This is a genomic window from Sphaerotilus sulfidivorans (genome assembly GCF_013426975.1).
Classification (GTDB): Bacteria; Pseudomonadota; Gammaproteobacteria; order Burkholderiales; family Burkholderiaceae_C; genus Sphaerotilus; species Sphaerotilus sulfidivorans.
The window spans coordinates 143330-165192 of the sequence record NZ_JACCPY010000007.1 but is presented as its reverse complement, the minus strand read 5'-3'; the positions used below and the strand labels follow the sequence as shown (position 1 = coordinate 165192).

General features: G+C 66.3%; 29 protein-coding genes. 6 read left to right on the top strand and 23 right to left on the bottom strand.

What is annotated here, in order from left to right; all coding sequences use genetic code 11:
• Nucleotides 1–19: 19 nt before the first annotated feature.
• The 20 genes from HZU84_RS07065 to HZU84_RS06970 all read right to left on the bottom strand — a co-directional run bounded on the left by HZU84_RS07065 (nucleotide 20) and on the right by HZU84_RS06970 (nucleotide 12369).
• Nucleotides 20–1006: a DNA-directed RNA polymerase subunit alpha gene (locus tag HZU84_RS07065; protein WP_037485052.1), complete on the bottom strand. Its 987-nt coding sequence runs from the start codon at nucleotides 1004–1006 to the stop codon at nucleotides 20–22.
• A 139-nt stretch (nucleotides 1007–1145) separates the two neighbouring features.
• Complete coding sequence (gene rpsD / locus HZU84_RS07060; RefSeq protein WP_037485055.1) at nucleotides 1146–1769, bottom strand: 30S ribosomal protein S4; 624 nt, start codon at nucleotides 1767–1769, stop codon at nucleotides 1146–1148.
• Nucleotides 1770–1992: 223 nt separating this feature from the next.
• On the bottom strand, nucleotides 1993–2397 hold the full coding sequence (rpsK, locus tag HZU84_RS07055) for a 30S ribosomal protein S11 (protein WP_037485057.1): 405 nt from the start codon (nucleotides 2395–2397) through the stop codon (nucleotides 1993–1995).
• A 33-nt stretch (nucleotides 2398–2430) separates the two neighbouring features.
• The gene (gene rpsM / locus HZU84_RS07050) at nucleotides 2431–2796 is read right to left on the bottom strand and encodes a 30S ribosomal protein S13 (protein ID WP_037485059.1); all 366 of its coding nucleotides are present in this window, start codon (nucleotides 2794–2796) and stop codon (nucleotides 2431–2433) included.
• Between the two features lie 39 nt (nucleotides 2797–2835).
• Nucleotides 2836–2949 carry a 50S ribosomal protein L36 gene (gene rpmJ / locus HZU84_RS07045; protein WP_037485061.1) on the bottom strand — a complete coding sequence of 38 codons (114 nt, stop codon included), beginning with the start codon at nucleotides 2947–2949 and terminating at the stop codon, nucleotides 2836–2838.
• 58 nt (nucleotides 2950–3007) lie between these two features.
• Nucleotides 3008–3226 carry a translation initiation factor IF-1 gene (gene infA, locus HZU84_RS07040; protein WP_004521905.1) on the bottom strand — a complete coding sequence of 73 codons (219 nt, stop codon included), beginning with the start codon at nucleotides 3224–3226 and terminating at the stop codon, nucleotides 3008–3010.
• Nucleotides 3227–3295: 69 nt separating this feature from the next.
• Complete coding sequence (gene secY, locus HZU84_RS07035) at nucleotides 3296–4606, bottom strand: preprotein translocase subunit SecY (protein WP_037485064.1); 1311 nt, start codon at nucleotides 4604–4606, stop codon at nucleotides 3296–3298.
• Nucleotides 4607–4652: 46 nt separating this feature from the next.
• The gene (gene rplO / locus HZU84_RS07030) at nucleotides 4653–5087 is read right to left on the bottom strand and encodes a 50S ribosomal protein L15 (RefSeq protein ID WP_037485065.1); all 435 of its coding nucleotides are present in this window, start codon (nucleotides 5085–5087) and stop codon (nucleotides 4653–4655) included.
• A 2-nt stretch (nucleotides 5088–5089) separates the two neighbouring features.
• A complete protein-coding gene (gene rpmD / locus HZU84_RS07025; RefSeq protein WP_037485067.1) occupies nucleotides 5090–5281 on the bottom strand; it encodes a 50S ribosomal protein L30 in 192 nt (63 codons plus the stop codon).
• Between the two features lie 26 nt (nucleotides 5282–5307).
• The gene (gene rpsE / locus HZU84_RS07020; protein ID WP_037485069.1) at nucleotides 5308–5826 is read right to left on the bottom strand and encodes a 30S ribosomal protein S5; all 519 of its coding nucleotides are present in this window, start codon (nucleotides 5824–5826) and stop codon (nucleotides 5308–5310) included.
• Between the two features lie 30 nt (nucleotides 5827–5856).
• A complete protein-coding gene (gene rplR, locus HZU84_RS07015; protein WP_037485073.1) occupies nucleotides 5857–6222 on the bottom strand; it encodes a 50S ribosomal protein L18 in 366 nt (121 codons plus the stop codon).
• Nucleotides 6223–6233: 11 nt separating this feature from the next.
• Complete coding sequence (gene rplF / locus HZU84_RS07010) at nucleotides 6234–6767, bottom strand: 50S ribosomal protein L6 (RefSeq protein ID WP_149504667.1); 534 nt, start codon at nucleotides 6765–6767, stop codon at nucleotides 6234–6236.
• A gap of 18 nt (nucleotides 6768–6785) precedes the next feature.
• Nucleotides 6786–7181 carry a 30S ribosomal protein S8 gene (rpsH, locus tag HZU84_RS07005; RefSeq protein ID WP_037485079.1) on the bottom strand — a complete coding sequence of 132 codons (396 nt, stop codon included), beginning with the start codon at nucleotides 7179–7181 and terminating at the stop codon, nucleotides 6786–6788.
• A 32-nt stretch (nucleotides 7182–7213) separates the two neighbouring features.
• Nucleotides 7214–7519, bottom strand: coding sequence for a 30S ribosomal protein S14 (gene rpsN, locus HZU84_RS07000; RefSeq protein ID WP_037485082.1), 306 nt, complete (start codon nucleotides 7517–7519; stop codon nucleotides 7214–7216).
• Between the two features lie 14 nt (nucleotides 7520–7533).
• On the bottom strand, nucleotides 7534–8085 hold the full coding sequence (rplE, locus tag HZU84_RS06995; protein WP_037485088.1) for a 50S ribosomal protein L5: 552 nt from the start codon (nucleotides 8083–8085) through the stop codon (nucleotides 7534–7536).
• Nucleotides 8086–8102: 17 nt separating this feature from the next.
• Nucleotides 8103–8420: a 50S ribosomal protein L24 gene (gene rplX, locus HZU84_RS06990; RefSeq protein WP_149504668.1), complete on the bottom strand. Its 318-nt coding sequence runs from the start codon at nucleotides 8418–8420 to the stop codon at nucleotides 8103–8105.
• Nucleotides 8421–8441: 21 nt separating this feature from the next.
• Nucleotides 8442–8810 (bottom strand): 50S ribosomal protein L14, encoded by a 369-nt coding sequence (gene rplN / locus HZU84_RS06985; RefSeq protein ID WP_012348938.1) that lies wholly within the window; start codon nucleotides 8808–8810, stop codon nucleotides 8442–8444.
• 238 nt (nucleotides 8811–9048) lie between these two features.
• The gene (gshA, locus tag HZU84_RS06980; RefSeq protein ID WP_149504669.1) at nucleotides 9049–10344 is read right to left on the bottom strand and encodes a glutamate--cysteine ligase; all 1296 of its coding nucleotides are present in this window, start codon (nucleotides 10342–10344) and stop codon (nucleotides 9049–9051) included.
• 149 nt (nucleotides 10345–10493) lie between these two features.
• A complete protein-coding gene (locus HZU84_RS06975; protein WP_256365858.1) occupies nucleotides 10494–12002 on the bottom strand; it encodes an ammonium transporter in 1509 nt (502 codons plus the stop codon).
• Nucleotides 12003–12030: 28 nt separating this feature from the next.
• Nucleotides 12031–12369 (bottom strand): P-II family nitrogen regulator, encoded by a 339-nt coding sequence (locus HZU84_RS06970; RefSeq protein WP_149504671.1) that lies wholly within the window; start codon nucleotides 12367–12369, stop codon nucleotides 12031–12033.
• Between the two features lie 302 nt (nucleotides 12370–12671).
• Between HZU84_RS06970 and HZU84_RS06965 the strand changes: the two genes are divergently transcribed.
• The 3 genes from HZU84_RS06965 to HZU84_RS06955 are packed head-to-tail and all read left to right on the top strand — an operon-like array spanning nucleotide 12672 to nucleotide 15525.
• The gene (locus HZU84_RS06965) at nucleotides 12672–14198 is read left to right on the top strand and encodes a YifB family Mg chelatase-like AAA ATPase (protein WP_149504672.1); all 1527 of its coding nucleotides are present in this window, start codon (nucleotides 12672–12674) and stop codon (nucleotides 14196–14198) included.
• A gap of 43 nt (nucleotides 14199–14241) precedes the next feature.
• On the top strand, nucleotides 14242–14721 hold the full coding sequence (gene rfaE2, locus HZU84_RS06960; protein ID WP_149504673.1) for a D-glycero-beta-D-manno-heptose 1-phosphate adenylyltransferase: 480 nt from the start codon (nucleotides 14242–14244) through the stop codon (nucleotides 14719–14721).
• Nucleotides 14722–14775: 54 nt separating this feature from the next.
• Nucleotides 14776–15525: a 16S rRNA (uracil(1498)-N(3))-methyltransferase gene (locus HZU84_RS06955; protein WP_149504674.1), complete on the top strand. Its 750-nt coding sequence runs from the start codon at nucleotides 14776–14778 to the stop codon at nucleotides 15523–15525.
• Between the two features lie 6 nt (nucleotides 15526–15531).
• Here the strand turns inward: HZU84_RS06955 and HZU84_RS06950 are convergent, their stop codons facing one another.
• On the bottom strand, nucleotides 15532–15849 hold the full coding sequence (locus tag HZU84_RS06950) for a hypothetical protein (RefSeq protein ID WP_149504675.1): 318 nt from the start codon (nucleotides 15847–15849) through the stop codon (nucleotides 15532–15534).
• A gap of 192 nt (nucleotides 15850–16041) precedes the next feature.
• Nucleotides 16042–16944, bottom strand: a complete 903-nt coding sequence (locus HZU84_RS06945) for a recombination-associated protein RdgC (RefSeq protein ID WP_149504676.1) — start codon at nucleotides 16942–16944, stop codon at nucleotides 16042–16044.
• 255 nt (nucleotides 16945–17199) lie between these two features.
• Here HZU84_RS06945 and HZU84_RS06940 point away from each other — a divergent pair, with 255 nt between their 5' ends.
• A complete protein-coding gene (locus HZU84_RS06940; RefSeq protein WP_149504677.1) occupies nucleotides 17200–19080 on the top strand; it encodes a phosphoenolpyruvate carboxykinase (GTP) in 1881 nt (626 codons plus the stop codon).
• A gap of 115 nt (nucleotides 19081–19195) precedes the next feature.
• On the opposite strand, the gene HZU84_RS06935 is transcribed toward HZU84_RS06940, so the two are convergent.
• On the bottom strand, nucleotides 19196–19498 hold the full coding sequence (locus tag HZU84_RS06935) for an antibiotic biosynthesis monooxygenase family protein (protein ID WP_149504678.1): 303 nt from the start codon (nucleotides 19496–19498) through the stop codon (nucleotides 19196–19198).
• Nucleotides 19499–19584: 86 nt separating this feature from the next.
• On the opposite strand from HZU84_RS06935, the gene HZU84_RS06930 reads away from it, so the two are divergent.
• Nucleotides 19585–20136: a YaeQ family protein gene (locus tag HZU84_RS06930; protein WP_149504679.1), complete on the top strand. Its 552-nt coding sequence runs from the start codon at nucleotides 19585–19587 to the stop codon at nucleotides 20134–20136.
• Between the two features lie 102 nt (nucleotides 20137–20238).
• The gene (locus HZU84_RS06925; protein WP_149504680.1) at nucleotides 20239–21852 is read left to right on the top strand and encodes a peptide chain release factor 3; all 1614 of its coding nucleotides are present in this window, start codon (nucleotides 20239–20241) and stop codon (nucleotides 21850–21852) included.
• Nucleotides 21853–21863 lie beyond the last annotated feature (11 nt).

Sequence of the window (21863 nt, the reverse complement as noted above, 5' to 3'; positions counted from 1 at the left end):
AGTCCGGGTCAGCGCTGGATCAGCGCTTGTCCAGACCTTGCGGCGGCCAGTTCTCCAGGCGCGCGCCGAGGGTCAGACCACGGGAAGCCAGGACTTCCTTGATCTCGTTGAGCGACTTGCGACCCAGGTTCGGGGTCTTCAGCAGCTCGGTCTCGGTGCGCTGGATCAGGTCGCCGATGTAATAGATGTTCTCGGCCTTCAGGCAGTTGGCCGAGCGCACGGTGAGCTCGAGCTCGTCGACCGGACGCAGCAGGATCGGGTCGAAGTGCTGGGCACGCGGCGCCGGCTCGACGATGCCGGCCAGATCGTTGCCTTCCAGCTGCGCGAACACCGCCAGCTGCTCGACGAGGATCTTGGCCGAGGCACGCACGGCCTCTTCCGGGGAGATCGCACCGTTGGTCTCGATCTCCATCACCAGCTTGTCCAGATCGGTGCGCTGCTCGACGCGGGCGCTCTCGACCGTGTAGCTGACACGCTTGACCGGCGAGAACGAGGCATCCAGCACGATGCGGCCGATCGACTTGGTCGGCTCGTCCGCGTAGCGGCGCATCGTGCCCGGCACATAGCCGCGGCCCTTCTCGACCTTGATCTGCATGTCGAGCTTGCCACCCTGGGCCAGGTGAGCGATCACCAGATCCGGGTTGATGATCTCGACGTCATGCGGCGTCTGGATGTCGCGCGCGGTGACCGGGCCTTCGCCTTCCTTGCGCAGGACCAGCGTGACCTCGTCGCGGTTGTGCAGACGGAACACCACGCCCTTCAGGTTGAGCATGATGTGGACCACGTCTTCCTGAACGCCATCCACCGTCGAGTACTCGTGCAGCACGCCGGCGATCGTCACTTCGGTGGGCGCATAGCCGACCATCGACGACAGCAGCACGCGGCGCAGCGCGTTGCCCAGGGTGTGACCATAGCCACGCTCGAACGGCTCCAGTGTCACCTTCGCACGGTGACCGCCCAGCGGTTCGACGTTGATGGCCTTGGGCTTCAGCAGATTGGTTTGCATTCAAAGTTCCTGTCAATACCCTCGGCTCGTTACACCGATAAGGCTGATGGACCCACCGGGCATTGAAAAGCCTCCGTGCGCCCGGGACGCAAGGAGGCCGATGACGCCTGCGGCACGACCGCAAGCGCCCTCTCGCACATCAGCGCGAGTACAGTTCGACGATCAGCGATTCGTTGATCTCGGCACCGAACTCGTCGCGGTCCGGCGACTTCTTGAAGGTGCCTTCCATCTTGGCGATGTCGACGGCAACCCAGCCCGGCAGGCCGATCGAGTCCGCCAGCTTCAGCGCGTCAGCGATGCGCAGCTGCTTCTTGGCCTTCTCGCGCACGGCGACGACATCACCGGCCTTGACCATGAACGACGGGATGTTGACGACCTGGCCGTTGACGGTGATCGACTTGTGCGAGACCAGCTGGCGGGCTTCCGCGCGGGTCGAGCCGAAGCCCATGCGATAGACGACGTTGTCCAGACGCGATTCCAGCAGCGACAGCAGCGTGGCGCCGGTGTTGCCCTTGCGGCGCTCGGCCTCGGCGAAGTAGCGGCGGAACTGCTTCTCCAGCACGCCGTACATGCGCTTGACCTTCTGCTTCTCGCGCAGCTGCAGGCCGTAGTCGGAGGTGCGGCTGCCCGAGGTGCGGCCGTGCTGGCCCGGCTTGGTGTCGAACTTGGCCTTGTCGCTGATCGAGCGGCGGGCGCTCTTCAGGAACAGGTCGGTGCCTTCACGGCGGGAAAGTTTGGCCTTCGGGCCGAGATAACGTGCCACGGACGGTGTCCTTGTGAGAATGTCTGACGCACGCGGATCGTGCGCGAGTCATGTGCGCGCCAGGCGCCATGACGGTGGTCTTCAGGGATGAGAGGAGCCGCACAGCGCGGCTCTTCAACGAGATTGCCGGCGAGCACGCTATGGCGCTCGCCGGCGAACCTGCGATTATAAGGCAATCCGATGCCGTGACTGCAAGAGTCACGCACACCTCATGCAGGCAGCCTCAGATGCGGCGACGCTTCTGCGGACGGCAGCCGTTGTGCGGGACCGGCGTCACGTCGGAGATCGACGCGATGCGGATGCCCAGCGAGGCCAGCGCGCGAACCGACGACTCGCGACCCGGGCCCGGGCCCTTGATCTTGACGTCCAGGTTCTTGATGCCCTGTTCCTGAGCAGCACGACCGGCGACTTCGGCTGCGACCTGGGCGGCGAACGGGGTCGACTTGCGCGAACCCTTGAAGCCCTGGCCACCGCTCGATGCCCACGACAGGGCGTTGCCCTGGCGATCGGTGATCGTGATGATGGTGTTGTTGAACGATGCGTGCACGTGCGCGACGCCATCCGCAACGTTCTTGCGGACCTTCTTGCTCACGCGGCGAGCAGCGTTGTTGACGGGTGCTTTTGCCATGACTCGAGTCTTTCCAGCGCGACGAAGTGGCGCTTACTTCTTCAGCGCAGCAGCGCCCTTCTTCGGACCCTTGCGGGTACGGGCGTTGGTGCGGGTGCGCTGACCGCGCATCGGCAGACCGCGACGGTGGCGGAAGCCACGGTAGCAGCCCAGATCCATCAGGCGCTTGATGTTGATCGAGATCTCGCGGCGCAGGTCGCCCTCGATCGTCATGCGACCGACTTCTTCGCGGATCTTTTCAAGATCACCGTCCGTCAGGTCCTTGACCTTCTTGTCGAACGGGATGCCGCAGGTCGTGCAGATCTGTTGCGCGGTGGTGCGGCCGATGCCGTAGATCGCGGTCAGACCGATCTCGGCGTGCTTGTGCGGCGGAATGTTGATACCAGCAATACGTGCCATGTGCGTCCTCTAAACGGTTGCAGCAGTCGAGCGAGAAACTCAGCCCTGGCGCTGCTTGTGGCGCGGATCGGTGCAGATCACGCGGACCACACCCTTGCGACGGATGATCTTGCAATTGCGGCAGATCGTCTTGACGGATGCCGAGACTTTCATGGTCTTCTCCTTGATCGGCGGCTTGCGCTTCTCTTCCGGACTGTGTTGATGGATTCGCTCACTTCGCCCGGAAAACGATGCGAGCACGACTCAGGTCGTAGGGGGTCAGTTCAACGGTCACCTTGTCACCGGGCAGGATGCGGATGTAGTGCATGCGCATCTTCCCGGAGATGTGCCCCAGCACCACATGGCCGTTTTCCAGCTTGACCCGGAAGGTGGCGTTGGGGAGGTTCTCTATGACCTCCCCCTGCATCTGGATAACGTCGTCTTTGGCCATCTCGTCGGCTCACCACGTTGACTCTGACGTTGCTCTCCGAATGGATGTCTTTCCTGGTCCGTGATGTCCTCAGCCTGCCTTGAAGCTCGACTTCTTCAGAAGAGCCTCGTACTGCTGCGACATCACGTACGACTGCACCTGCGCCCAGAAGTCCATCGTGACGACCACGATGATCAGCAGCGAAGTGCCACCGAAGTAGAACGGCACGTTGTACTTCAGGACCAGGAACTCGGGCAGCAGACACACCAGCGTGATGTAGACCGCGCCACCCAGCGTCAGACGAGCAAGGATCTTGTCGATGTAGCGTGCGGTCTGGTCACCCGGACGGATGCCCGGAATGAACGCGCCACTCTTCTTCAGATTGTCAGCAGTCTCGCGGCTGTTGAACACGAGCGCCGTGTAGAAGAAGCAGAAGAACACGATCATCGCTGCGTACAGCAGCACATAGATCGGCTGACCTGGCGACAGTGCCGCAGACACATCCTTCAGCCAGCTCATGCTTTCGCTGGTGGCGAACCAGCCAACGACCGTGGCGGGCAGAAGAATGATCGACGAGGCGAAGATCGGCGGGATCACGCCGGCCATGTTGACCTTCAGCGGCAGGTGCGACGACTGGCCACCATAGACCTTGTTGCCGACCTGGCGCTTGGCGTAGTTGACCAGGATCTTGCGCTGAGCCCGCTCGACGAAGACCACCACATAGGTCACGGCGATCACGATCGCGATGATCAGCAGCGATACGATGATGCTCATCGCGCCGGTGTTGACCAGGTTGATCAGGCCGCCGATCGCGCTGGGCAGGCCCGCCGCGATACCCGCGAAGATCAGGATCGAGATGCCGTTGCCCAGACCCCGCTCGGTGATCTGCTCACCCAGCCACATCAGGAACATCGTGCCAGCCGTCAGACTGACCACTGCCGTGATGCGGAACATCGGACCCGGATCGATCACCAGGCCCGGGGAGCCTTCCAGCGCCACCGCGATGCCGATCGACTGGAACAGAGCCAGCGCCAGGGCACCGTAGCGGGTGTACTGCGTGATCTTGCGACGACCGGCCTCGCCTTCCTTCTTCAGCGCCTCCAGCGTCGGCACCACATAGCCCATGAGCTGCATGATGATCGAGGCCGAGATGTAGGGCATGATGCCCAGCGCGAAGACGGTGAAGCGCGACAGCGCACCGCCGGAGAACATGTTGAACAGGTTCAGTATCCCGCCCTCCTGGCTCTTGAACAGCTGTGCCAGCTGGTCAGGATTGATGCCTGGAACGGGAATATGGGCGCCGATGCGGTAGACCACCAGTGCAAGCAGCAGGAAGACAAGGCGACGACGCAGGTCGCCGAACTTTCCGCTCTTGGCCAGTTGTGTTGCGTTGGATGCCACTTGGAACCTGTTGCTCGAGTCGAGATGTAGCCGACGTCGTGACCGATCAGGCCGCGATCGATCCGCCTGCCGCCTCGATGGCTGCCTTGGCGCCGGCGGTCGCGCCGATGCCCTTCAGGACAACCTTCTTCGACAGTTCGCCGGACTTGACGACCTTGACGTTCAGTGCACGCACGCTCACCAGACCGGCGTTCTTCAGGACGGCCAGATCGATTTCCTCGACCGACAGATCCTGCAGCTGAGCCAGGGTGACTTCGTCATTGAACTTCAGCAGGTGCGACTTGAAGCCACGCTTGGGCAGGCGACGCTGCAGCGGCATCTGACCGCCTTCGAAGCCGACCTTGTGGTAGCCGCCTGCACGAGACTTCTGACCCTTGTGACCACGACCGGCGGTCTTGCCCAGACCGGAACCGATGCCGCGACCGACGCGGCGCTTGGCGTGCTTGGCGCCTTCTGCCGGCTTGATCGAATTGAGTTCCATGATTAGAGCACCTTCACCAGGTACGAAATCTTGTTGATCATGCCGCGCACCGCCGGGGTGTCTTCCAGCACGGACTCGCTGTTGAGCTTGCGCAGACCCAGGCCGCGGACCGTGGCACGGTGCGAAGCGCGGGTGCTGATCGGGCTCTTGACCAGCTTGACCTTGACGGTCTTCTTGTCGGTATTTTCAGACATGGTGTCTTTCCTTGCCGATCGACGCTTCAGTTGAAGATCTCTTCGATCGTCTTGCCACGCTTGGCGGCCACCTCGGAGGCGGTCGTCATGCGCGACAGGGCGTCGAAGGTCGCACGAACCATGTTGTACGGGTTCGACGAACCCAGGCTCTTGGCGACGACATCGGTGATGCCCATGACTTCGAAGACCGCGCGCATCGGACCGCCGGCGATGATACCGGTACCGGCAGGAGCCGGTGCCAGCAGCACCTTGGCAGCGCCATGCTCACCGGTCGCGTTGTGCGGCACGGTGCCATTGCGCAGCGGGACCTTGACCATGTTGCGACGAGCAGACTCCATCGCCTTCTGGACCGAGGCCGGCACTTCGCGCGCCTTGCCCTTGCCCATGCCGACGCGACCGTCGCCATCGCCGACCACCGTCAGCGCAGCAAACGCCATGATCCGACCGCCCTTGACCACCTTGGTCACGCGGTTCACCTGGATCATCTTCTCGCGCATGCCGTCGTCGCGACCCTCGTCCGCAACCTTCGGTTGAAACTTAGCCATTTCGTGTTCCTTCGTGTGCGAGCCGGGGCGTCAGAACTGCAGACCCGCTTCGCGGGCCGCCTCGGCCAGCGCCTTGACGCGGCCGTGATAGGCGAAACCGGAACGGTCGAATGCAACCTTCTCGATGCCGGCGGCCTTGGCCTTCTCGGCGATGCGCTTGCCGATCAGCGTGGCTGCATCGACATTGCCACCCTTGCCGGCGGCGCCCAGCTGCTCGCGCACGTCCTTCTCGGCGGTCGAGGCGCTGACGAGCACCTTCGAGCCGTCTTCGGAGACGACGCTGGCGTAGATGTGCAGATTCGAGCGGAAGACGGTCAGACGGGCCACGCGCTGCAGGGCAATGCGGGCACGGGTCTGACGGGAGCGGCGCAGGCGCTGTTCTTTCTTGTTCAACATGGTGCGGCTCCTTACTTCTTCTTCGTCTCTTTCAGGGTGACCTTCTCATCCGAATAACGGATGCCCTTGCCCTTGTAGGGCTCGGGGGGACGGAAGGCACGCACTTCAGCGGCGAGCTGGCCGACGACCTGACGGTCTGCACCCTTGATCAGGATTTCGGTCGGCGTCGGGCACTCGACCTTGATGCCTTCCGGCATTTCCTTGACCACCGGATGCGAGAAACCGATCTGCAGGTTCAGCTTCTGGCCTTGAGCCTGGGCACGGAAGCCCACGCCCACCAGGTTCAGCTTGCGCTCGAAGCCCTTGCTGACACCCTCGACCATGTTGTTGACCAGGGCACGCACGGTGCCGGACATGGCGTTGGCTTCAGCGGATTCATCCGCCGGAGCAAACGACAGCTTGCCGGACTCGTTGCTCACCTTGACCAGGCGATGGGCCGGACGCACCAGCGTGCCCTTGGCACCCTTGACGCTGATCTGGTCCTCGGTGATCGCCACATCCACGCCTTGCGGGATGGCGATCGGCATTTTTCCAACGCGGGACATTGTGTGTGTCTCCTGCGGTTAGGCGACGTAGCAGAGCACTTCGCCGCCGATGCCGGCAGCGCGCGCCTTGCGGTCGGTCATCACGCCCTTCGGCGTGGTGACGATGGCCACACCCAGACCGTTCTGGACCTGGGGAATGTCGTGACGGCCCTTGTAGATGCGCAGACCGGGACGGCTCACGCGCTCGATGCGCTCGATGACCGGACGACCAGCGTAATACTTCAGCGAGATCTCGAGCTGCGACTTGCCGCTCTCGGTCTTCACCTGGAAACCATCGATGTAACCCTCGTCCTTCAGGACCTGCGCAATCGCGGTCTTCAGCTTGGACGACGGCATCGCGACGCTGGTCTTCTCGACCATCTGAGCGTTGCGGATGCGGGTCAGCATGTCGGCGATCGGATCACTCATGCTCATGGAATAACTCCTGTTCGTGCCCTGGGGCCGGCTTACCAGCTCGCCTTGACGACACCGGGGATGTCGCCACGGAAGGCCAGTTCACGAATCTTGTTGCGCGCCAGACCGAACTTGCGGAAGGTGCCACGCGGACGACCGGTGATCTCGCAGCGGCTGCGCAGACGGGTCGGGTTGGCATTGCGCGGCAGCTTCTGCAGCGCCAGGCGAGCCATGTAACGCTCTTCTTCCGACTTGCTCTGGTCGTCGATGATCGCCTTCAGTTCAGCGAACTTCTTGGCGTACTTGGCGACCAGCTTCTCGCGCTTTTCTTCGCGCTGGATGAGGGCAACTTTTGCCATGGTGAGCCTCGGCCTCAGTTCTTGAACGGGAAGCGGAAGGCAGCCAGCAGCGCCTTGCACTCGTCGTCGGTCGTCGCGGTCGTCGTGATGCTGATGTTCAGACCACGCAGAGCATCCACCTTGTCGTACTCGATTTCCGGGAAGATGATCTGTTCCTTGACGCCGATGTTGTAGTTGCCGCGACCGTCGAACGAACGGCCCGAGATACCACGGAAGTCGCGAACGCGCGGCAGCGCGATCGTGACGAAGCGATCCAGGAATTCGTACATGCGCACGCCGCGCAGGGTCACCATGCAGCCGATGGGCACGTTCTCGCGGATCTTGAAACCCGCGATCGCCTTGCGCGACTTGGTGACGACCGGCTTCTGGCCAGCGATCTTGGTCAGATCGCCGACGGCGTGGTCCATGACCTTCTTGTCCGACACGGCTTCCGAGACACCCATGTTCAGGGTGATCTTGGTCAGGCGTGGCACTTCCATGACCGACTTGTAGCCAAACTTGGCCATCAGATCGGCGACGACCTTCTCGCGATAGAAGGTCTGCAGACGAGCTTGCTGTTGAGACATGTCTTCTCTACCCCGCCTCAGGCCTTGATCTCTTCGCCGCTGGACTTGAAGACGCGCACTTTCTTGCCGTCGTCAAGCAGCTTGATGCCCACGCGGTCGGCCTTGCCGGTCGCGGGGTTGAAGATCGCCACATTGGATTGGTGGATCGGCATGGTCTTGTCGACGATGCCACCGGTCGTGCCCTTCAGCGGGTTCGGGCGCACATGCTTCTTGACGACGTTGACGCCATCGACCACCAGGTGGTCGGCATCGACGCGCAGAGAAACCGTACCGCGCTTGCCCTTGTCGCGACCGGTCAGCACGATGACCTCGTCGCCCTTGCGAATCTTGTTCATGGCCAGTCCTTCGCGGTCGGCTTAGAGCACTTCCGGAGCCAGCGACACGATCTTCATGAAGCGCTCGGTACGCAGTTCACGCGTCACCGGGCCGAAGATGCGGGTGCCGATCGGCTCCAACTTGGCATTGAGCAGCACGGCTGCATTGCCATCGAACTTGACGAGCGAGCCGTCCTGACGACGCACGCCCTTGGCGGTGCGCACGACGACGGCGTTGTAGACCTCGCCCTTTTTGACACGACCACGCGGGGCCGCATCCTTGATGCTGACCTTGATCACGTCGCCGATGCCGGCATAACGACGCTTCGAGCCGCCGAGCACCTTGATGCACATGACGGACTTCGCACCGGTGTTGTCCGCGACGTCGAGTCGCGATTGCATTTGGATCATGTGGAATCCCCAACTTATCCCGCGCTAACAGCCCCACTCGGCCACCGCTCGCGGTCAGTCTTGGGCCCGTCACAGCCTCTCGACGTCTCCATCGAGGTTCTGCGTTTGGGGCGAAACCAGATTGCGCCACGTACGGCTAGGCACGCGCGCAAGCCAGAAGAATCACGGAGTATGCCGCCATTTCGGACTCATGTCAACAAGCCCGGTCCAGCCGACGCCAGGGCGGCGATGCCGGCGCTCAGGTGTACACCTCAGCGTCAGGATCGGTGGCCTCCAGCTCGTAGCTGGCCGCCAGCATCGCCAGCCGCCCGACGACGCCATACATGTAGAAGCGGTTCGGCGCGCTGGCGCCCGGCTTGGCGCCGGCACGCGCCATGTGACCCGACTCCGCGAAGGCCAGCGGCACGAACTGCGCGCCCGGCGAGTTCAGGTTCTCGTCGATGCCCCGGTCGGCGTGCACCCGGTAGAAGCCGCCCACCACATAGCGGTCGAGCATGTACACCACCGGTTCGGCCACCGCCTCGTTGATGCGCTCGCAGGTCGGCACGCCCTCCTGGATGATCACCTCGGTGACCTCCTGGCCGTCCTTGATGACGCTCATCTTGTTGCGCGTGCGGCGGTTGATCTCCTCGAGCTGCTTGGCATCGCGCACCGTCATGATGCCCATGCCGTAGGTGCCGTTGTCGGCCTTGACGATCACGAAGGGCTTCTCGTTGATGCCGTACTCCTTGTACTTGCGACGGATCTTGCCCAGCAGCGCGTCGACATTGGTCTGCACGCATTCGATGCCGCTGCCCTCGCCGAAGTTGACCTCGCCGCAGCGGGTGTACATCGGGTTGATCAGCCACGGATCCATGCCCATCAGCTTGGAGAACTTCTTGGCCACTTCCTCATAGGCCTGGAAGTGGTTCGTCTTGCGACGCACCGCCCAGCCGGCGTGCAGCGGCGGCAGCAGGTACTGCTCGTGCAGGCCCTCGAGCACCGGCGGGATGCCGGCCGACAGGTCGTTGTTCAGCAGGATGGTGCAGGGATCGAAGTTCTTCAGCCCCAGGCGGCGCTGGCTGCGGATCAGCGGCTCGATGGTCAGCGTGTCGCCGCCGGGCAGCGCCAGCTCGGTCGGCGCGGTGATCTCGGGGTCGAGCGTGCCCAGGCGCACGTTCAGCCCGGCCTGCGTGAAGATCTGCACCAGCCGCGCGACATTGGTCAGATAGAAGCTGTTGCGGGTGTGCTTCTCGGGAATCAGCAGCAGGTTCTTCGCCTCGGGACAGATCTTCTCGATCGCGGCCATCGCCGCCTGCACCGCCAGCGGCAGCATCTCGGACGTCAGGTTGTTCCAGCCGCCCGGAAAGAGATTGGTGTCGACCGGCGCGAGCTTGAAGCCGGCATTGCGCACGTCCACCGAGGTGTAGAGCGGCGGGGTGTGCTCCATCCACTCCAGACGGAACCAGCGCTCGATCGCCGGCACCGAGTCCAGCATGCGCGCTTCCAGTTCGTTGATCGGGCCGTTCAGGGCGGTGACGAGATGGGGAACCATGGTGGACGACCTGCTCAGGAAGAGGAAAGGGAAGGACGGATGAAGGGAATGTCGACGATTCTAGGAAGGTCTGCAGATGCGGGCAGGGGTCCAAAGCAAAAGGGGCCGCCCTGAGGCGGCCCCTTGCGGGTGCGGTCAGCAGACCGGCATCACTTCGAGTAGGCGGTCTCGCCGTGCGAGGTGATGTCCAGGCCCTCGCGCTCGTCGTCTTCCGGCACGCGCAGGCCGATGACCAGGTCGACGATCTTGAAGGCGATCACCGAGACCACCGCCGACCACACGATGGTGATCAGCACGCCCTTGGCCTGGATCCAGACCTGCGAGGCGATCGAGTAGGCGTCCGGGGCGACCATGCCGACGGTGACCCAGTCGGCGACGATGCTCGGGCCGCCCAGGTTCGGCGAGTTGAACACGCCGGTCAGCAGCGCGCCCAGGATGCCGCCCACGCCGTGCACGCCGAACACGTCGAGCGAGTCGTCGGCGCCCAGCATGCGCTTGAGGCCATGCACGCCCCACAGGCAGACGAAGCCGGCGATCAGGCCGATGATCAGCGCACCGACGATGCCGACGTTGCCGGCGGCCGGGGTGATCGCGACCAGACCGGCGACCGCACCGGAGGCGGCACCCAGCATCGAGGCCTTGCCCTTCATCAGGCCTTCGCCCAGGCACCAGGCCAGCACCGCGGCGGCGGTGGCAGCGAAGGTGTTGATGAAGGCCAGCGCGGCGAAGTTGTTGGCCTCCAGGGCCGAGCCGGCGTTGAAGCCGAACCAGCCCACCCACAGCAGCGAGGCACCGACCATCGTCAGCGTCAGCGAGTGCGGCATGAAGGCTTCGCGACCGTAGCCGATGCGCTTGCCGATCATGTAGGAGCCCACCAGACCGGCCACCGCGGCGTTGATGTGCACGACGGTGCCGCCGGCGAAGTCCAGCGCGCCGTGCTGCCAGATCAGGCCGGCCTTGGCGTTCATCGCGTCGACCACGTCCTTCGAGGCATAGGCGTCAGGCCCCATCCAGAACCAGACCATGTGCGCGATCGGCGCATAGCTGAAGGTGAACCACAGCACCATGAACATCAGCACCGCAGAGAACTTCGCGCGCTCGGCGAAGGCGCCGACGATCAGCGCGCAGGTGATGCCCGCGAAGGTCGCCTGGAACGCCGCGAAGACGATCTCGGGAATGTAGACACCCTTGCTGAAGGTGGCCGCCGGCGCGAAGGTGCCGGCGACGTTGTCCCAGACGCCGTTCATGAACAGGCGATCGAAGCCGCCGATGAAGGCATTGCCCTCGGTGAAGGCCAGGCTGTAGCCGTAGACGAACCACAGCACGACGACCAGCGAGAAGGTGACCATCACCTGCATCAGCACCGACAGCATGTTCTTGGCGCGCACCAGGCCGCCGTAGAACAGGGCCAGGCCCGGCACGGCCATCATGATGACCAGCAGGGTGGACAGCATCATCCACGACACGTCGCCCTTGTCGAAGGTCGGTGCCGGTGCGGCGGCGGCAGCCTCGGTGACGGCAGAAGCCGCCTCGGCCACCGCGGAGGCGGCCTCGGCCACGGCAGGCGCGGACGCCGCGGCGTCCTGTGCGAGAGCGAGATCGGTCAGACCCAGGGCGGCCAGCACCAGCGGCAGACCGGCGAGCAGTTTCTTGTTCATTGACATGGTTGTCTCGTCGGGCGGTTGATCAGAGCGCGTCCTTGCCGGTCTCGCCGGTGCGGATGCGCAGAACCTGCTCCAGGGGCGTCACGAAGATCTTGCCGTCACCGATCTTGCCGGTGCGGGCCGCGCCCTCGATCGCCTCGATGACCCGGTCGACGATGCCGTCGTCGACGGCGGCCTCGATCTTGACCTTCGGAAGGAAGTCGACGACGTACTCGGCACCGCGGTACAGCTCGGTGTGACCCTTCTGACGTCCGAAGCCCTTCACCTCGGTGACGGTGATGCCCTGCACGCCGATGTTGCCGAGAGCCTCGCGGACCTCGTCGAGCTTGAAGGGCTTGATGATGGCAGTGACCATCTTCATGGCAGCTCCTGGTTGATCTGACTGACTGGTGATGGAAGTGGCTGGGAGCCCCTGCTGCATCTTCCGTGCCATGCCATGCGCACGCCGACGCGCCATTGATACGCATCAGGACCACGCCCCGGACCGGCCCGCGATGCCACACGAGCCGGCATGTCGACCCATTTCGGTGCCATGGAAATGCACCAAGCTGGTTCCACACCCCCATCGGGGCGAGATGCAGCCCGTGATGCGCTTCGCACAATCCGCACAGGCCCGCGGCCGGTGCACCGTCCGCGCACAGACACCTGCTGCCGCGCACCACCATGTCGCTTGCCATCGTCCACAGCCGCGCCCTGCTCGGGCTGCAGGCCCCCGAAGTCACGGTCGAGGTCCACCTCGCCAACGGCCTGCCCTCGTTCACGCTGGTCGGCCTGGCCGACACCGAGGTCAAGGAAGCACGCGAGCGGGTGCGCGCGGCGATGCAGCACAGCGGGCTGGACTTCCCGCACAACCGGCGCATCACCGTCAATCTCGCGCCGGCCGATCTGCCCAAGGAGGGCGGTCGCTTCGACCTGCCGATCGCGCTGGGCATCCTGGCCGCGGCTGGCCACATCGACGCGGCGGCGCTCGACGGGCTGGAGTTCGCCGGCGAACTCTCGCTGGCGGGCGACCTGCGCCCGGTGCGCGGCGCGCTGCCGATGGCGCTGGCGCTGCAGCGCAGCGGGCGCGGCCGCACCCTGGTGCTGCCGCGGCGCAGCGCCGAGGAGGCTGCGCTGGTCCCCGGCCTGGCGCTGCGCTGCGCCGACCACCTCGACGAGATCGTCGAGGCGCTGCAGCCGGTCGAGCCGGGCGATCCACCCACCCCGGTGCTGCCGCGGCCGCGCCCGGTCGAGGTGCGCGAGGGCGCCGGCCTGCCCGACCTGCAGGACGTGCGCGGCCAGGCCGCGGCCAAGCGCGCGCTCGAGATCGCCGCGGCCGGGCGGCATTCGCTGCTGCTGGTCGGACCGCCCGGCACCGGCAAGTCGATGCTGGCGCAGCGCCTGGCCGGGCTGCTGCCGCCGCTGTCCGAAGAAGAAGCGCTGGAGTCGGCCGCGGTGCTGAGCCTGGCCGGGCGCTTCGAGCCGGCCGACTGGGCGCGGCGGGTGCTGCGCTCGCCGCACCACAGCGCCTCGTCGGTCGCGCTGGTGGGGGGCGGCTCGCCGCCGCGACCCGGCGAGATTTCCCTGGCGCATCATGGCATCCTGTTCCTGGACGAGCTGCCCGAATTCCCGCGCGGCGCGCTCGAGGCGCTGCGCGAGCCGCTCGAGAACGGCCGCATCACCATCTCGCGCGCGGCGCAGCAGGCCGAGTTCCCGGCGCGCTGCCAGCTTGTCGCCGCGATGAACCCTTGTCCCTGCGGCATGCTCGGCTCGACCGCCAAGCCCTGCCGCTGCACGCCCGAGGCGGTGCAGCGCTACCAGAACAAGCTGTCGGGGCCGCTGCTCGACCGCATCGACCTGCGTGTCGAGGTGCTGGCCATCCCGCCCGAGGAGCTGACCGGCGCGCCCGACGGCGAGCCCAGCCGGGCGGTGGCCGAGCGGGTGGCCGAGGCGCGCCGGCGCCAGCAGGCCCGCCAGGGCGGCAGCAATGCCGAGCTGGAAGCCGGCCAGCTCAACGAGCAGGTGCGCGCCGAGCCCGAGGCGACGCGCTTTCTCAACACCGCCGCCAGCCGGCTGGGCTGGTCGGGCCGCAGCCTGCACCGGGTGCTGCGGGTGGCACGCACCATCGCCGATCTGGCCGAGGCCGACACGCTCGGCGTGATCCATGTCGCCGAGGCGATCCAGCTGCGCCGGGCGCTGCCCGGCCGCTGACCCGCACGCACACCGGGCGCCCGAGCGGCGACAATCGCGCCCCATGACGCCGCCCGCCTTTCTCGACAAGCTCTGCCTGCGCCGCGACCTGCCGGCGCGGCTGGCAGCCCTGCCCCGCCCGATGGTCTTCACCAACGGGGTCTTCGACATCCTGCACCGCGGTCATGCGACCTATCTTGCGCAGGCGCGCGCAATGGGCGCCAGCCTGGTGCTCGGGCTCAACAGCGACGCCTCGGCGCGCAAGCTCGGCAAGGGGCCGGACCGCCCGCTCAATGCAGAGGCCGACCGCGCCTGCCTGCTGGCCGCGCTCGAGAGCGTCTCGCTGGTGGTGCTGTTCGACGAGCAGACGCCGTGCGAGCTGCTGACCGAGATCCGTCCTGATCTCTATGTGAAGGGCGGCGACTACGACATCGAGACGCTCGAGGAAACCCGCTTGGTGCGCAGCTGGGGCGGCGACGCCCGCGCGATCTCCTTCGTCGACGGCTACTCGACCACCGCGCTGGTACGGCGCATCCGCGCCTGAGCCGGCCCGGTTCGCCCTTTCTCCTTCTGCTTTTCTTTCCCTTTTGCCCGCCCCATGCCCGCACGCCTGCACATCGAGACCGACACCGCACTGAGCACCGGCGCCGAGATCGCGCTGCCGCCCGGCCCGGCCCGCCACGTCCAGGTGCTGCGCATGCAGCCCGGCGAGACGATCACGCTGTTCGACGGCCGTGGCGGCGAATGGTCGGCGGAGATCCTGGCGATGGGCCGGCAGTCGGTCGAGGTGCGCATCGGCGCGCATGACCCGGTCGACCGCGAGCTGCCGCTCGACATCGTGCTGCTGGCAGGCATGCCGGCCAACGACCGCTTCGACTGGCTGGTCGAGAAGGCCACCGAGCTGGGCGTGGCGGCGATCGAGCCGCTGGTGTGCGAGCGCTCGGTGCTGCGGCTGTCGGGCGAACGTGCCGAGCGCCGGCGCGAGCACTGGCAGGGCGTGGCCCGCGCCGCGGCCGAGCAGTGCGGCCGCACCCGCGTGCCGCTCATCGCGCCGGTGCGCACGCTGGCGCAGGCGCTGGGTGAGGCCAAGGCCGACACCGGAGCGCCGCTGTGGCTGCTGAGTCTGGGCGAGGCACGACCGCTGGCCGAGCGGGCCACCGCGCTGCGCACAGGCGGCCGGGTTCGGGTGATCAGCGGGCCGGAGGGCGGGCTGTCGCCGGCCGAGGAGGCGGCCGCGCGCGCGGCCGGTGCGGTGGCGGTCAGCCTCGGCGCCCGGGTGCTGCGCTCGGAGACCGCGCCGCTGGCGGTGCTGGCCGCGCTGGGCCTGCAGGAGCGCCTGGGAGCCTGAGCCGGATCAGGTCAGCCAGGTCGTCGTCGGCACGATCGGGGTGGCGGCGTGGATCGGCGCGGACAGCGCCGCCGTCGGCGGATCGTTCGGCAGCAGTGCATCACGCACGGTGTCGCGCTCGTCGAGGCGCTCGAGAATCTCGCGCACGAAGGTCCAGATCACAGGGTCAAGCTCGACATAGCCGGATTCGCCCGGTGCACGCAGCCAGTCGTCGAGCCGACGCCGCGACGCGCCCAGGCGCCGCGCGAACTGGTCGGCATCCATTCCCATGCGCTGCATGGCCTCCAGCAGGAAAGCCTGCTGGGTCTTCGGTTTCCTGTGCAAGGACATCGGATCCACCCTGATCTGGCAATTCAGTCTAGCGCTGCCTGCGGACTCCGACCCCTTTTGTCGATTCCTGTTGCAACTGACCGCAACATTTGTGGGCCATTCCCCCAAAAACGCTGAAGTTCCAGAGGAATCCACAGGAATCGGGGCCTTTTGACATGCATTCGCGCATCCCACCCCGACCTCGGATCAGGACGCCGGCAGATGCTCGCCGCCCAGCGCCTCGACCAGGGCGGGCAGCAACCGGCGCAGCTCGGCGGTGGCGATCGCCGCATCGGCGTCGAAGCGCTCCTCCTTCGACACGCTGGCGTCGTCCTCGAACACACCATCGAGGAACTCGATGCGGCGGATCTGCAGCAGATCGGTCAGCATGAAGGCAATGCGCGCGTTCCAGGTCAGCGCCAGCCGGGTCGGCACCTTGCCCTGGCGGATGTGCTCGCGCACCTCCTCGATGTCGAGCGGATGGCGGGCGTAGCGCACCACCGACTTCATCTCGTCGGGCGTCTTGAGCTCGCACTCGCGGTCGACCGTGAAGTCGGCGGCCGGCTCGCCGCTCAGCAGCCAGTCGGACATCACCGCCGCCGGCGACTCGTTCGTGTGCAGCGCCTGCACCGACAGACCCGGCAGCGCCTTGACCAGCAGCGTGACCACCTCGTCGGCGCGGGTGGCGCTGCCGGTGTCGACGATCAGCCAGCGGTCGGTCGGCGACAGCCAGACACCGATGCTGGCGCGCTTGGTGAAGGCCTGCGGCAGCAGCTCCAGCAGCGCCTGCTCCTTGAGCTCCTTGGTCTGCTTGCGGCCCGGGCGGCGGCCGGTGGACTGCTCGAGCTGGTCGGCGATCTCGTCGGTGCGGCGCTTGACCACCGCGCCGGGCACCACCCGCTGCTCGACCATCAGCCGCATCAGCCACTGGCCGGCGATCGACTCCAGCAGCGGCGCCTCGGCCGGGCCGCGCGGCGCCACCCAGCCGGCCGACTGCTGCTGCGTCGCGCCGCATTCGACGAAGCGGTCCTTGTCCAGCGCCGCCTCGGCCTGCAGCAGATCGGCGGCCCAGTCCGGGCCGATGCGGAACACCGTCAGGTTCTTGAACACTCGCGTCTTCCTTCCATGCAAAAGCCGTGATTGTCCTGCCCCCGCGGCTGCGGGTCGAAATTCACAAAGCAGGACATTTCACCCCCTTCTAGGTTCTGGACAGCACAAGGTCATGCAAAAAACGCATGTAACCCGGCTGTAATGGACAGACCCCCACCCCTACACTGCCCCGCGGGAGGCATCCCGAAAACCACGTAGGACAGCGCGTCCGCGATCGGCTTTCGAGATGCCTTTTTCAACCTAGGAGCCCTTCCGATGAACCAACCGCTGATGGCCGGCGTCACTGTGAACGCACCCGCCTACGTCAAGAACGCCAAGCTGATCGCCTGGGTCGCCGAAGTGGCCGCCCTGACCCAGCCGGACGCCATCTACTGGTGCGACGGCTCGCAGGAAGAGTACGACCGCCTGTGCCAGCTGCTGGTTGACGCCGGTTCCTTCAAGAAACTCAACCCGGCCAAGCGTGCCAACAGCTACCTGGCCTGGACCGATCCGTCGGACGTGGCGCGCGTCGAGGACCGCACCTACATCTGCTCGGCCACCAAGGAAGAAGCCGGCCCGACCAACAACTGGATGGCCCCGGCCGAGATGCGCAGCCTGCTGCAGACCGGCGAGAACGCGCTGTTCAAGGGCTGCATGAAGGGCCGCACGATGTATGTCGTGCCGTTCTCGATGGGCCCGCTGGGCTCGCCGATCGCCCACATCGGCATCGAGCTGTCGGACAGCGCCTATGTCGCGGTCAACATGAAGCTGATGACCCGCATGGGCAAGGCCGTCTATGACGTGCTGGGCACCGACGGCGCGTTCGTGCCGTGCGTGCACACCGTGGGCGCCCCGCTGGCCGAAGGCCAGAAGGACACGACCAGCTGGCCGTGCAACCCGAAGACCAAGTACATCGTCCACTATCCCGAGACCCAGGAAATCTGGTCCTACGGCTCGGGCTACGGCGGCAACGCGCTGCTGGGCAAGAAGTGCTTCGCGCTGCGCATCGCCTCCACGATGGGTCGCGACCAGGGCTGGCTGGCCGAGCACATGCTGATCCTGGGCGTGACCTCGCCGGAAGGCAAGAAGAGCCATGTCGCCGCCGCCTTCCCGTCGGCCTGCGGCAAGACCAACTTCGCGATGCTGATCCCGCCGGCGGCGCTGGGCGACTGGAAGGTCACCACGATCGGCGACGACATCGCCTGGATCAAGCCGGTCGACGGCAAGCTGCGCGCGATCAACCCGGAAGCCGGCTACTTCGGCGTCGCCCCGGGCACGAACTTCAAGACCAACCCGAACTGCATGGCGTCGCTGGACAAGGACGTCATCTTCACGAACGTCGCGCTGACCGATGACGGCGACGTCTGGTGGGAAGGCATGACCGACGAGCTGCCCTCGCACCTGGTCGACTGGCAGGGCAAGGACTGGACGCCCGAGACCGCCCGCCTGCCCGACGGCAAGCTGCGCCCGGCCGCTCACCCGAACGCCCGCTTCACCATCGCCGCGACCAACAACCCGGCGCTGGACCCGGCCTGGGACGATCCGGCCGGCGTGGCGATCGACGCCTTCATCTTCGGTGGCCGCCGCTCGACCACCGTGCCGCTGGCCACCGAGGCGCGCGACTGGGTGGAGGGCGTCTACATGGCCGCAACGATGGGCTCGGAAACCACCGCTGCCGCCTTCGGCGCGCAGGGCGTGGTGCGCCGCGATCCGTTCGCGATGCTGCCCTTCGCCGGCTACAACATGAGCGACTACTTCCAGCACTGGCTGAACGTGGGCGCCAGGCTGCAGGCCGAAGGCGCCAAGCTGCCGGCGATCTTCTGCGTCAACTGGTTCCGCAAGGGCGCCGACGGCAAGTTCGTCTGGCCGGGCTACGGCGACAACGCCCGCGTGCTGCAGTGGATGCTGGGCCGCATCGACGGCACCGCCGGCGCCGGCAGCGAGCATATCTTCGGCGTCAGCCCGAACTACCGTGACCTGAACTGGTCGGGACTGGACTTCAGCGAAGCCCAGTTCCAGAGCGTCATCAGCATCGACCGCGACGCCTGGGTGCAGGAAATGAAGCTGCACGGCGAGCTGTTCGAGCAGCTGGCCTACCACCTGCCGGTCGAGCTGAAGGCCACCCGCGAGAAGATCCTCGCCCAGCTCGAGGCCTGATCGCCGCCGCCGCCTCCGACACACAAGAGAGAGGCGGAGGAGACAGACCGCCAGGAAGGGCCTGCCAGGAATGGCAGGCCCTTCCTTCTTGGCGGGTCGATCGTGCGACCCGGGCTCAGGCCGACCTGGCCAGCAGCTCGAAGTGCTCGACCTGCGGCGGCTGCGCGAAGAACGGGCCGACGATGCCGCGCCATTCCAGGAAGGCCGGCGACTCGCGGAAGTCGACCGTATGGTTCTCCAGCGTCTCCCACCAGATCATCAGCAGGTAGCGCTCGGGCGACTCGATGCCCTTGTTCACCTTGAAGCCGGCGAAGCCCTTGGCCTGGCTGATGACGGTGTTCACGCCATGCTGGATCGCGGCGTCGAATTCGGCCTGGCGGCCCGGCTGGATGCGGATGTCGGCAACTTCGAGAATCATCGGAAGGATCTCCATCGGTGGGGATACCGCATCGTAGCGGGTGGCGCGCCGGCCTGACCGCGGTCCTGCAGACCTAGAATCGACCGATGGCCATTCGCTCCACCGTCCACAAAGCCGACCTGTCGATCGCCGACATGGATCGTCACCACTATGCCGACCACAGCCTGACGCTGGCGCGGCACCCCTCCGAGACCGAGGAGCGCCTGATGGTGCGCCTGGTCGCCTTCGCGATGCACGCCGACGAGCGCCTGACTCCGGCCGGCGGCATCTCCACCGAGGACGAGCCCGACTTCTGGCATCTCGACGATACCGGCTCGATCCAGCTGTGGCTGCAGGTCGGCCTGCCCGACGAGCGCCTGCTGCGCAAGGCCAGCGGCCGCTCCGACGAGGTGGTGCTCTACACCTACGGCGGCCGCAAGGCCGAGGCCTGGCGCCAGGACAACGCCACGGCGCTGGCCAGGCTGTCGAAGCTCACCATCTGGTACCTGCCGGAAGACGAGTGCGAGGCGCTGCTGCCGCTGGTCGAGCGCACGATGCGCCTGGGCGCGACGATCCAGGACGGCCACCTGCTGCTGGCCGGCGACAAGGCCAGCGTCGAGCTCACGCCGCAGCTCTGGCAGCGCGGGCAGGCGGGCTGAGGTCCGCCCCGGGCAATTGAGCGACACACGACAGCGCCACAGGCGACAATCGCGGGTTCGCGCTTGCAGCGCACCCGAACCGCGCCGTTCTTCCTCACCGCCATGTCCGACCTCACCCCCGAGATCCGCCGCCGTCGCACCTTTGCGATCATTTCCCACCCCGACGCGGGCAAGACCACGCTGACCGAGAAGCTGCTGCTGTTCTCGGGCGCGATCCAGATCGCCGGCTCCGTCAAGGCGCGCAAGGCCAGCCGCCACGCGACCTCGGACTGGATGGAGATCGAGAAGCAGCGCGGCATCTCGGTGGCCTCCAGCGTCATGCAGATGGAATATGGCGACTGCGTCATCAACCTGCTCGACACGCCCGGCCACCAGGACTTCTCGGAAGACACCTACCGCGTGCTGACCGCCGTGGACGCCGCGCTGATGGTGATCGACGCCGCCAACGGCGTGGAGCCGCAGACCCGGCGCCTGCTGCAGGTCTGCCGCGCCCGCAACACGCCCATCCTCACCTTCATCAACAAGATGGACCGCGAGGTGAAGGATCCGCTGGCGCTGATGGACGAGATCGAGCAGGAGCTGGGCATGACCGTCGTGCCCTTCACCTGGCCGGTCGGCATGGCCAAGTTCTTCCACGGCGTGATGGACCTGCGCGCCGACCAGATGCGCCTGTTCGCGCCCGGCGAGGACCGCGCCGGCGGCGACGAGGAAGTGCTGCACGGCCTGGAGAACCCGGCCCATGTCGAGCGCTTCGGCGGCCCGTTCGAGCAGGCGCTCGGCGAGGTCGAGCTGCTGCGCGAAGCGGCGCCGGAGTTCGACCACTCGGCCTTCCTCTCGGGAAAACAGACGCCGATGTTCTTCGGCTCGGCGATCAACAACTTCGGCGTGCGCGAGATCCTGGACGCGCTGGTCGAGCTGGCCCCGCCGCCGGGCAGCCGCCAGGCGCTGGAGCGCACCGTGCAGCCCGACGAGGCCAAGTTCTCCGGCGTCGTCTTCAAGGTGCAGGCCAACATGGACCCGGCGCACCGCGACCGCATCGCCTTCGTGCGGGTGTCCTCGGGCAAGTTCACCCGCGGCATGCGCCTGAAGGTGGTGCGCAACGGCAAGGAAATGCGCCCGCAGACGGTGGTGAGCTTCCTGTCGCAGCGCCGCGAGCTGGTCGACGAGGCGGTGGCCGGCGACATCATCGGCATCCCGAACCACGGCGTGCTGCAGCTCGGCGACACGCTGACCGAGGGCGAGGCGCTGCACTACACCGGCCTGCCCTTCTTCGCGCCGGAGAGCTTCCGCACGGTGGAGATCAAGGATCCGCTGCGCTCCAAGCAGCTGCGCCAGGGCCTGCAGCAGCTCGGCGAAGAAGGCGCGATCCAGGTCTTCAACCCGGTCTCCGGCGGCTCGCTGATGCTGGGCGCGATCGGCCAGCTGCAGTTCGAGGTGGTGCTGCACCGCCTGAAGAGCGAGTACGGCGTCGATGCGCGCCTGGACCCCTGCCGCTTCACCATCGCGCGCTGGATCACCTGCGACGACGAGGCCAAGCTGAAGAAGTTCATCGACTCCGAGCCGCTGCGCATCGCCTACGACGTGGTCGGCGCGCCGGCCTTCCTGGTGCAGTACAGCTCGGACCTGCGCGTGGCGCAGGAGCGCATGCCCGACATCCAGTTCCACGCGATGCGCGAGCACTCGGGCCGCGTGTTCGGCGCGGCACCGACGCTCTGACGCGTCCGGCG

What these genes read in the sequence shown, in the direction of transcription:
- rplR (WP_037485073.1), bottom strand. Translation starts at nt 6,222, where the DNA reads ATGTTGAACAAGAAAGAACAGCGCCTGCGCCGCTCCCGTCAGACCCGT.
- rplO (WP_037485065.1), bottom strand. Translation starts at nt 5,087, where the DNA reads ATGGAACTCAATTCGATCAAGCCGGCAGAAGGCGCCAAGCACGCCAAG.
- HZU84_RS06955 (WP_149504674.1), top strand. Translation starts at nt 14,776, where the DNA reads ATGCCCGCACGCCTGCACATCGAGACCGACACCGCACTGAGCACCGGC.
- HZU84_RS06970 (WP_149504671.1), bottom strand. Translation starts at nt 12,369, where the DNA reads ATGAAGATGGTCACTGCCATCATCAAGCCCTTCAAGCTCGACGAGGTC.
- gshA (WP_149504669.1), bottom strand. Translation starts at nt 10,344, where the DNA reads ATGGTTCCCCATCTCGTCACCGCCCTGAACGGCCCGATCAACGAACTG.
- HZU84_RS06975 (WP_256365858.1), bottom strand. Translation starts at nt 12,002, where the DNA reads ATGAACAAGAAACTGCTCGCCGGTCTGCCGCTGGTGCTGGCCGCCCTG.
- rpsN (WP_037485082.1), bottom strand. Translation starts at nt 7,519, where the DNA reads ATGGCAAAAGTTGCCCTCATCCAGCGCGAAGAAAAGCGCGAGAAGCTG.
- rplE (WP_037485088.1), bottom strand. Translation starts at nt 8,085, where the DNA reads ATGTCTCAACAGCAAGCTCGTCTGCAGACCTTCTATCGCGAGAAGGTC.
- HZU84_RS06930 (WP_149504679.1), top strand. Translation starts at nt 19,585, where the DNA reads ATGGCCATTCGCTCCACCGTCCACAAAGCCGACCTGTCGATCGCCGAC.
- rplX (WP_149504668.1), bottom strand. Translation starts at nt 8,420, where the DNA reads ATGAACAAGATTCGCAAGGGCGACGAGGTCATCGTGCTGACCGGTCGC.
- rpmD (WP_037485067.1), bottom strand. Translation starts at nt 5,281, where the DNA reads ATGTCTGAAAATACCGACAAGAAGACCGTCAAGGTCAAGCTGGTCAAG.
- rpsH (WP_037485079.1), bottom strand. Translation starts at nt 7,181, where the DNA reads ATGAGCATGAGTGATCCGATCGCCGACATGCTGACCCGCATCCGCAAC.
- rplF (WP_149504667.1), bottom strand. Translation starts at nt 6,767, where the DNA reads ATGTCCCGCGTTGGAAAAATGCCGATCGCCATCCCGCAAGGCGTGGAT.
- HZU84_RS07065 (WP_037485052.1), bottom strand. Translation starts at nt 1,006, where the DNA reads ATGCAAACCAATCTGCTGAAGCCCAAGGCCATCAACGTCGAACCGCTG.
- HZU84_RS06965 (WP_149504672.1), top strand. Translation starts at nt 12,672, where the DNA reads ATGTCGCTTGCCATCGTCCACAGCCGCGCCCTGCTCGGGCTGCAGGCC.
- rpsM (WP_037485059.1), bottom strand. Translation starts at nt 2,796, where the DNA reads ATGGCACGTATTGCTGGTATCAACATTCCGCCGCACAAGCACGCCGAG.
- rfaE2 (WP_149504673.1), top strand. Translation starts at nt 14,242, where the DNA reads ATGACGCCGCCCGCCTTTCTCGACAAGCTCTGCCTGCGCCGCGACCTG.
- infA (WP_004521905.1), bottom strand. Translation starts at nt 3,226, where the DNA reads ATGGCCAAAGACGACGTTATCCAGATGCAGGGGGAGGTCATAGAGAAC.
- HZU84_RS06925 (WP_149504680.1), top strand. Translation starts at nt 20,239, where the DNA reads ATGTCCGACCTCACCCCCGAGATCCGCCGCCGTCGCACCTTTGCGATC.
- rpsK (WP_037485057.1), bottom strand. Translation starts at nt 2,397, where the DNA reads ATGGCAAAAGCACCCGTCAACAACGCTGCTCGCCGCGTGAGCAAGAAG.
- rpsE (WP_037485069.1), bottom strand. Translation starts at nt 5,826, where the DNA reads ATGGCTAAGTTTCAACCGAAGGTTGCGGACGAGGGTCGCGACGACGGC.
- HZU84_RS06940 (WP_149504677.1), top strand. Translation starts at nt 17,200, where the DNA reads ATGAACCAACCGCTGATGGCCGGCGTCACTGTGAACGCACCCGCCTAC.
- rplN (WP_012348938.1), bottom strand. Translation starts at nt 8,810, where the DNA reads ATGATCCAAATGCAATCGCGACTCGACGTCGCGGACAACACCGGTGCG.
- HZU84_RS06935 (WP_149504678.1), bottom strand. Translation starts at nt 19,498, where the DNA reads ATGATTCTCGAAGTTGCCGACATCCGCATCCAGCCGGGCCGCCAGGCC.
- rpmJ (WP_037485061.1), bottom strand. Translation starts at nt 2,949, where the DNA reads ATGAAAGTCTCGGCATCCGTCAAGACGATCTGCCGCAATTGCAAGATC.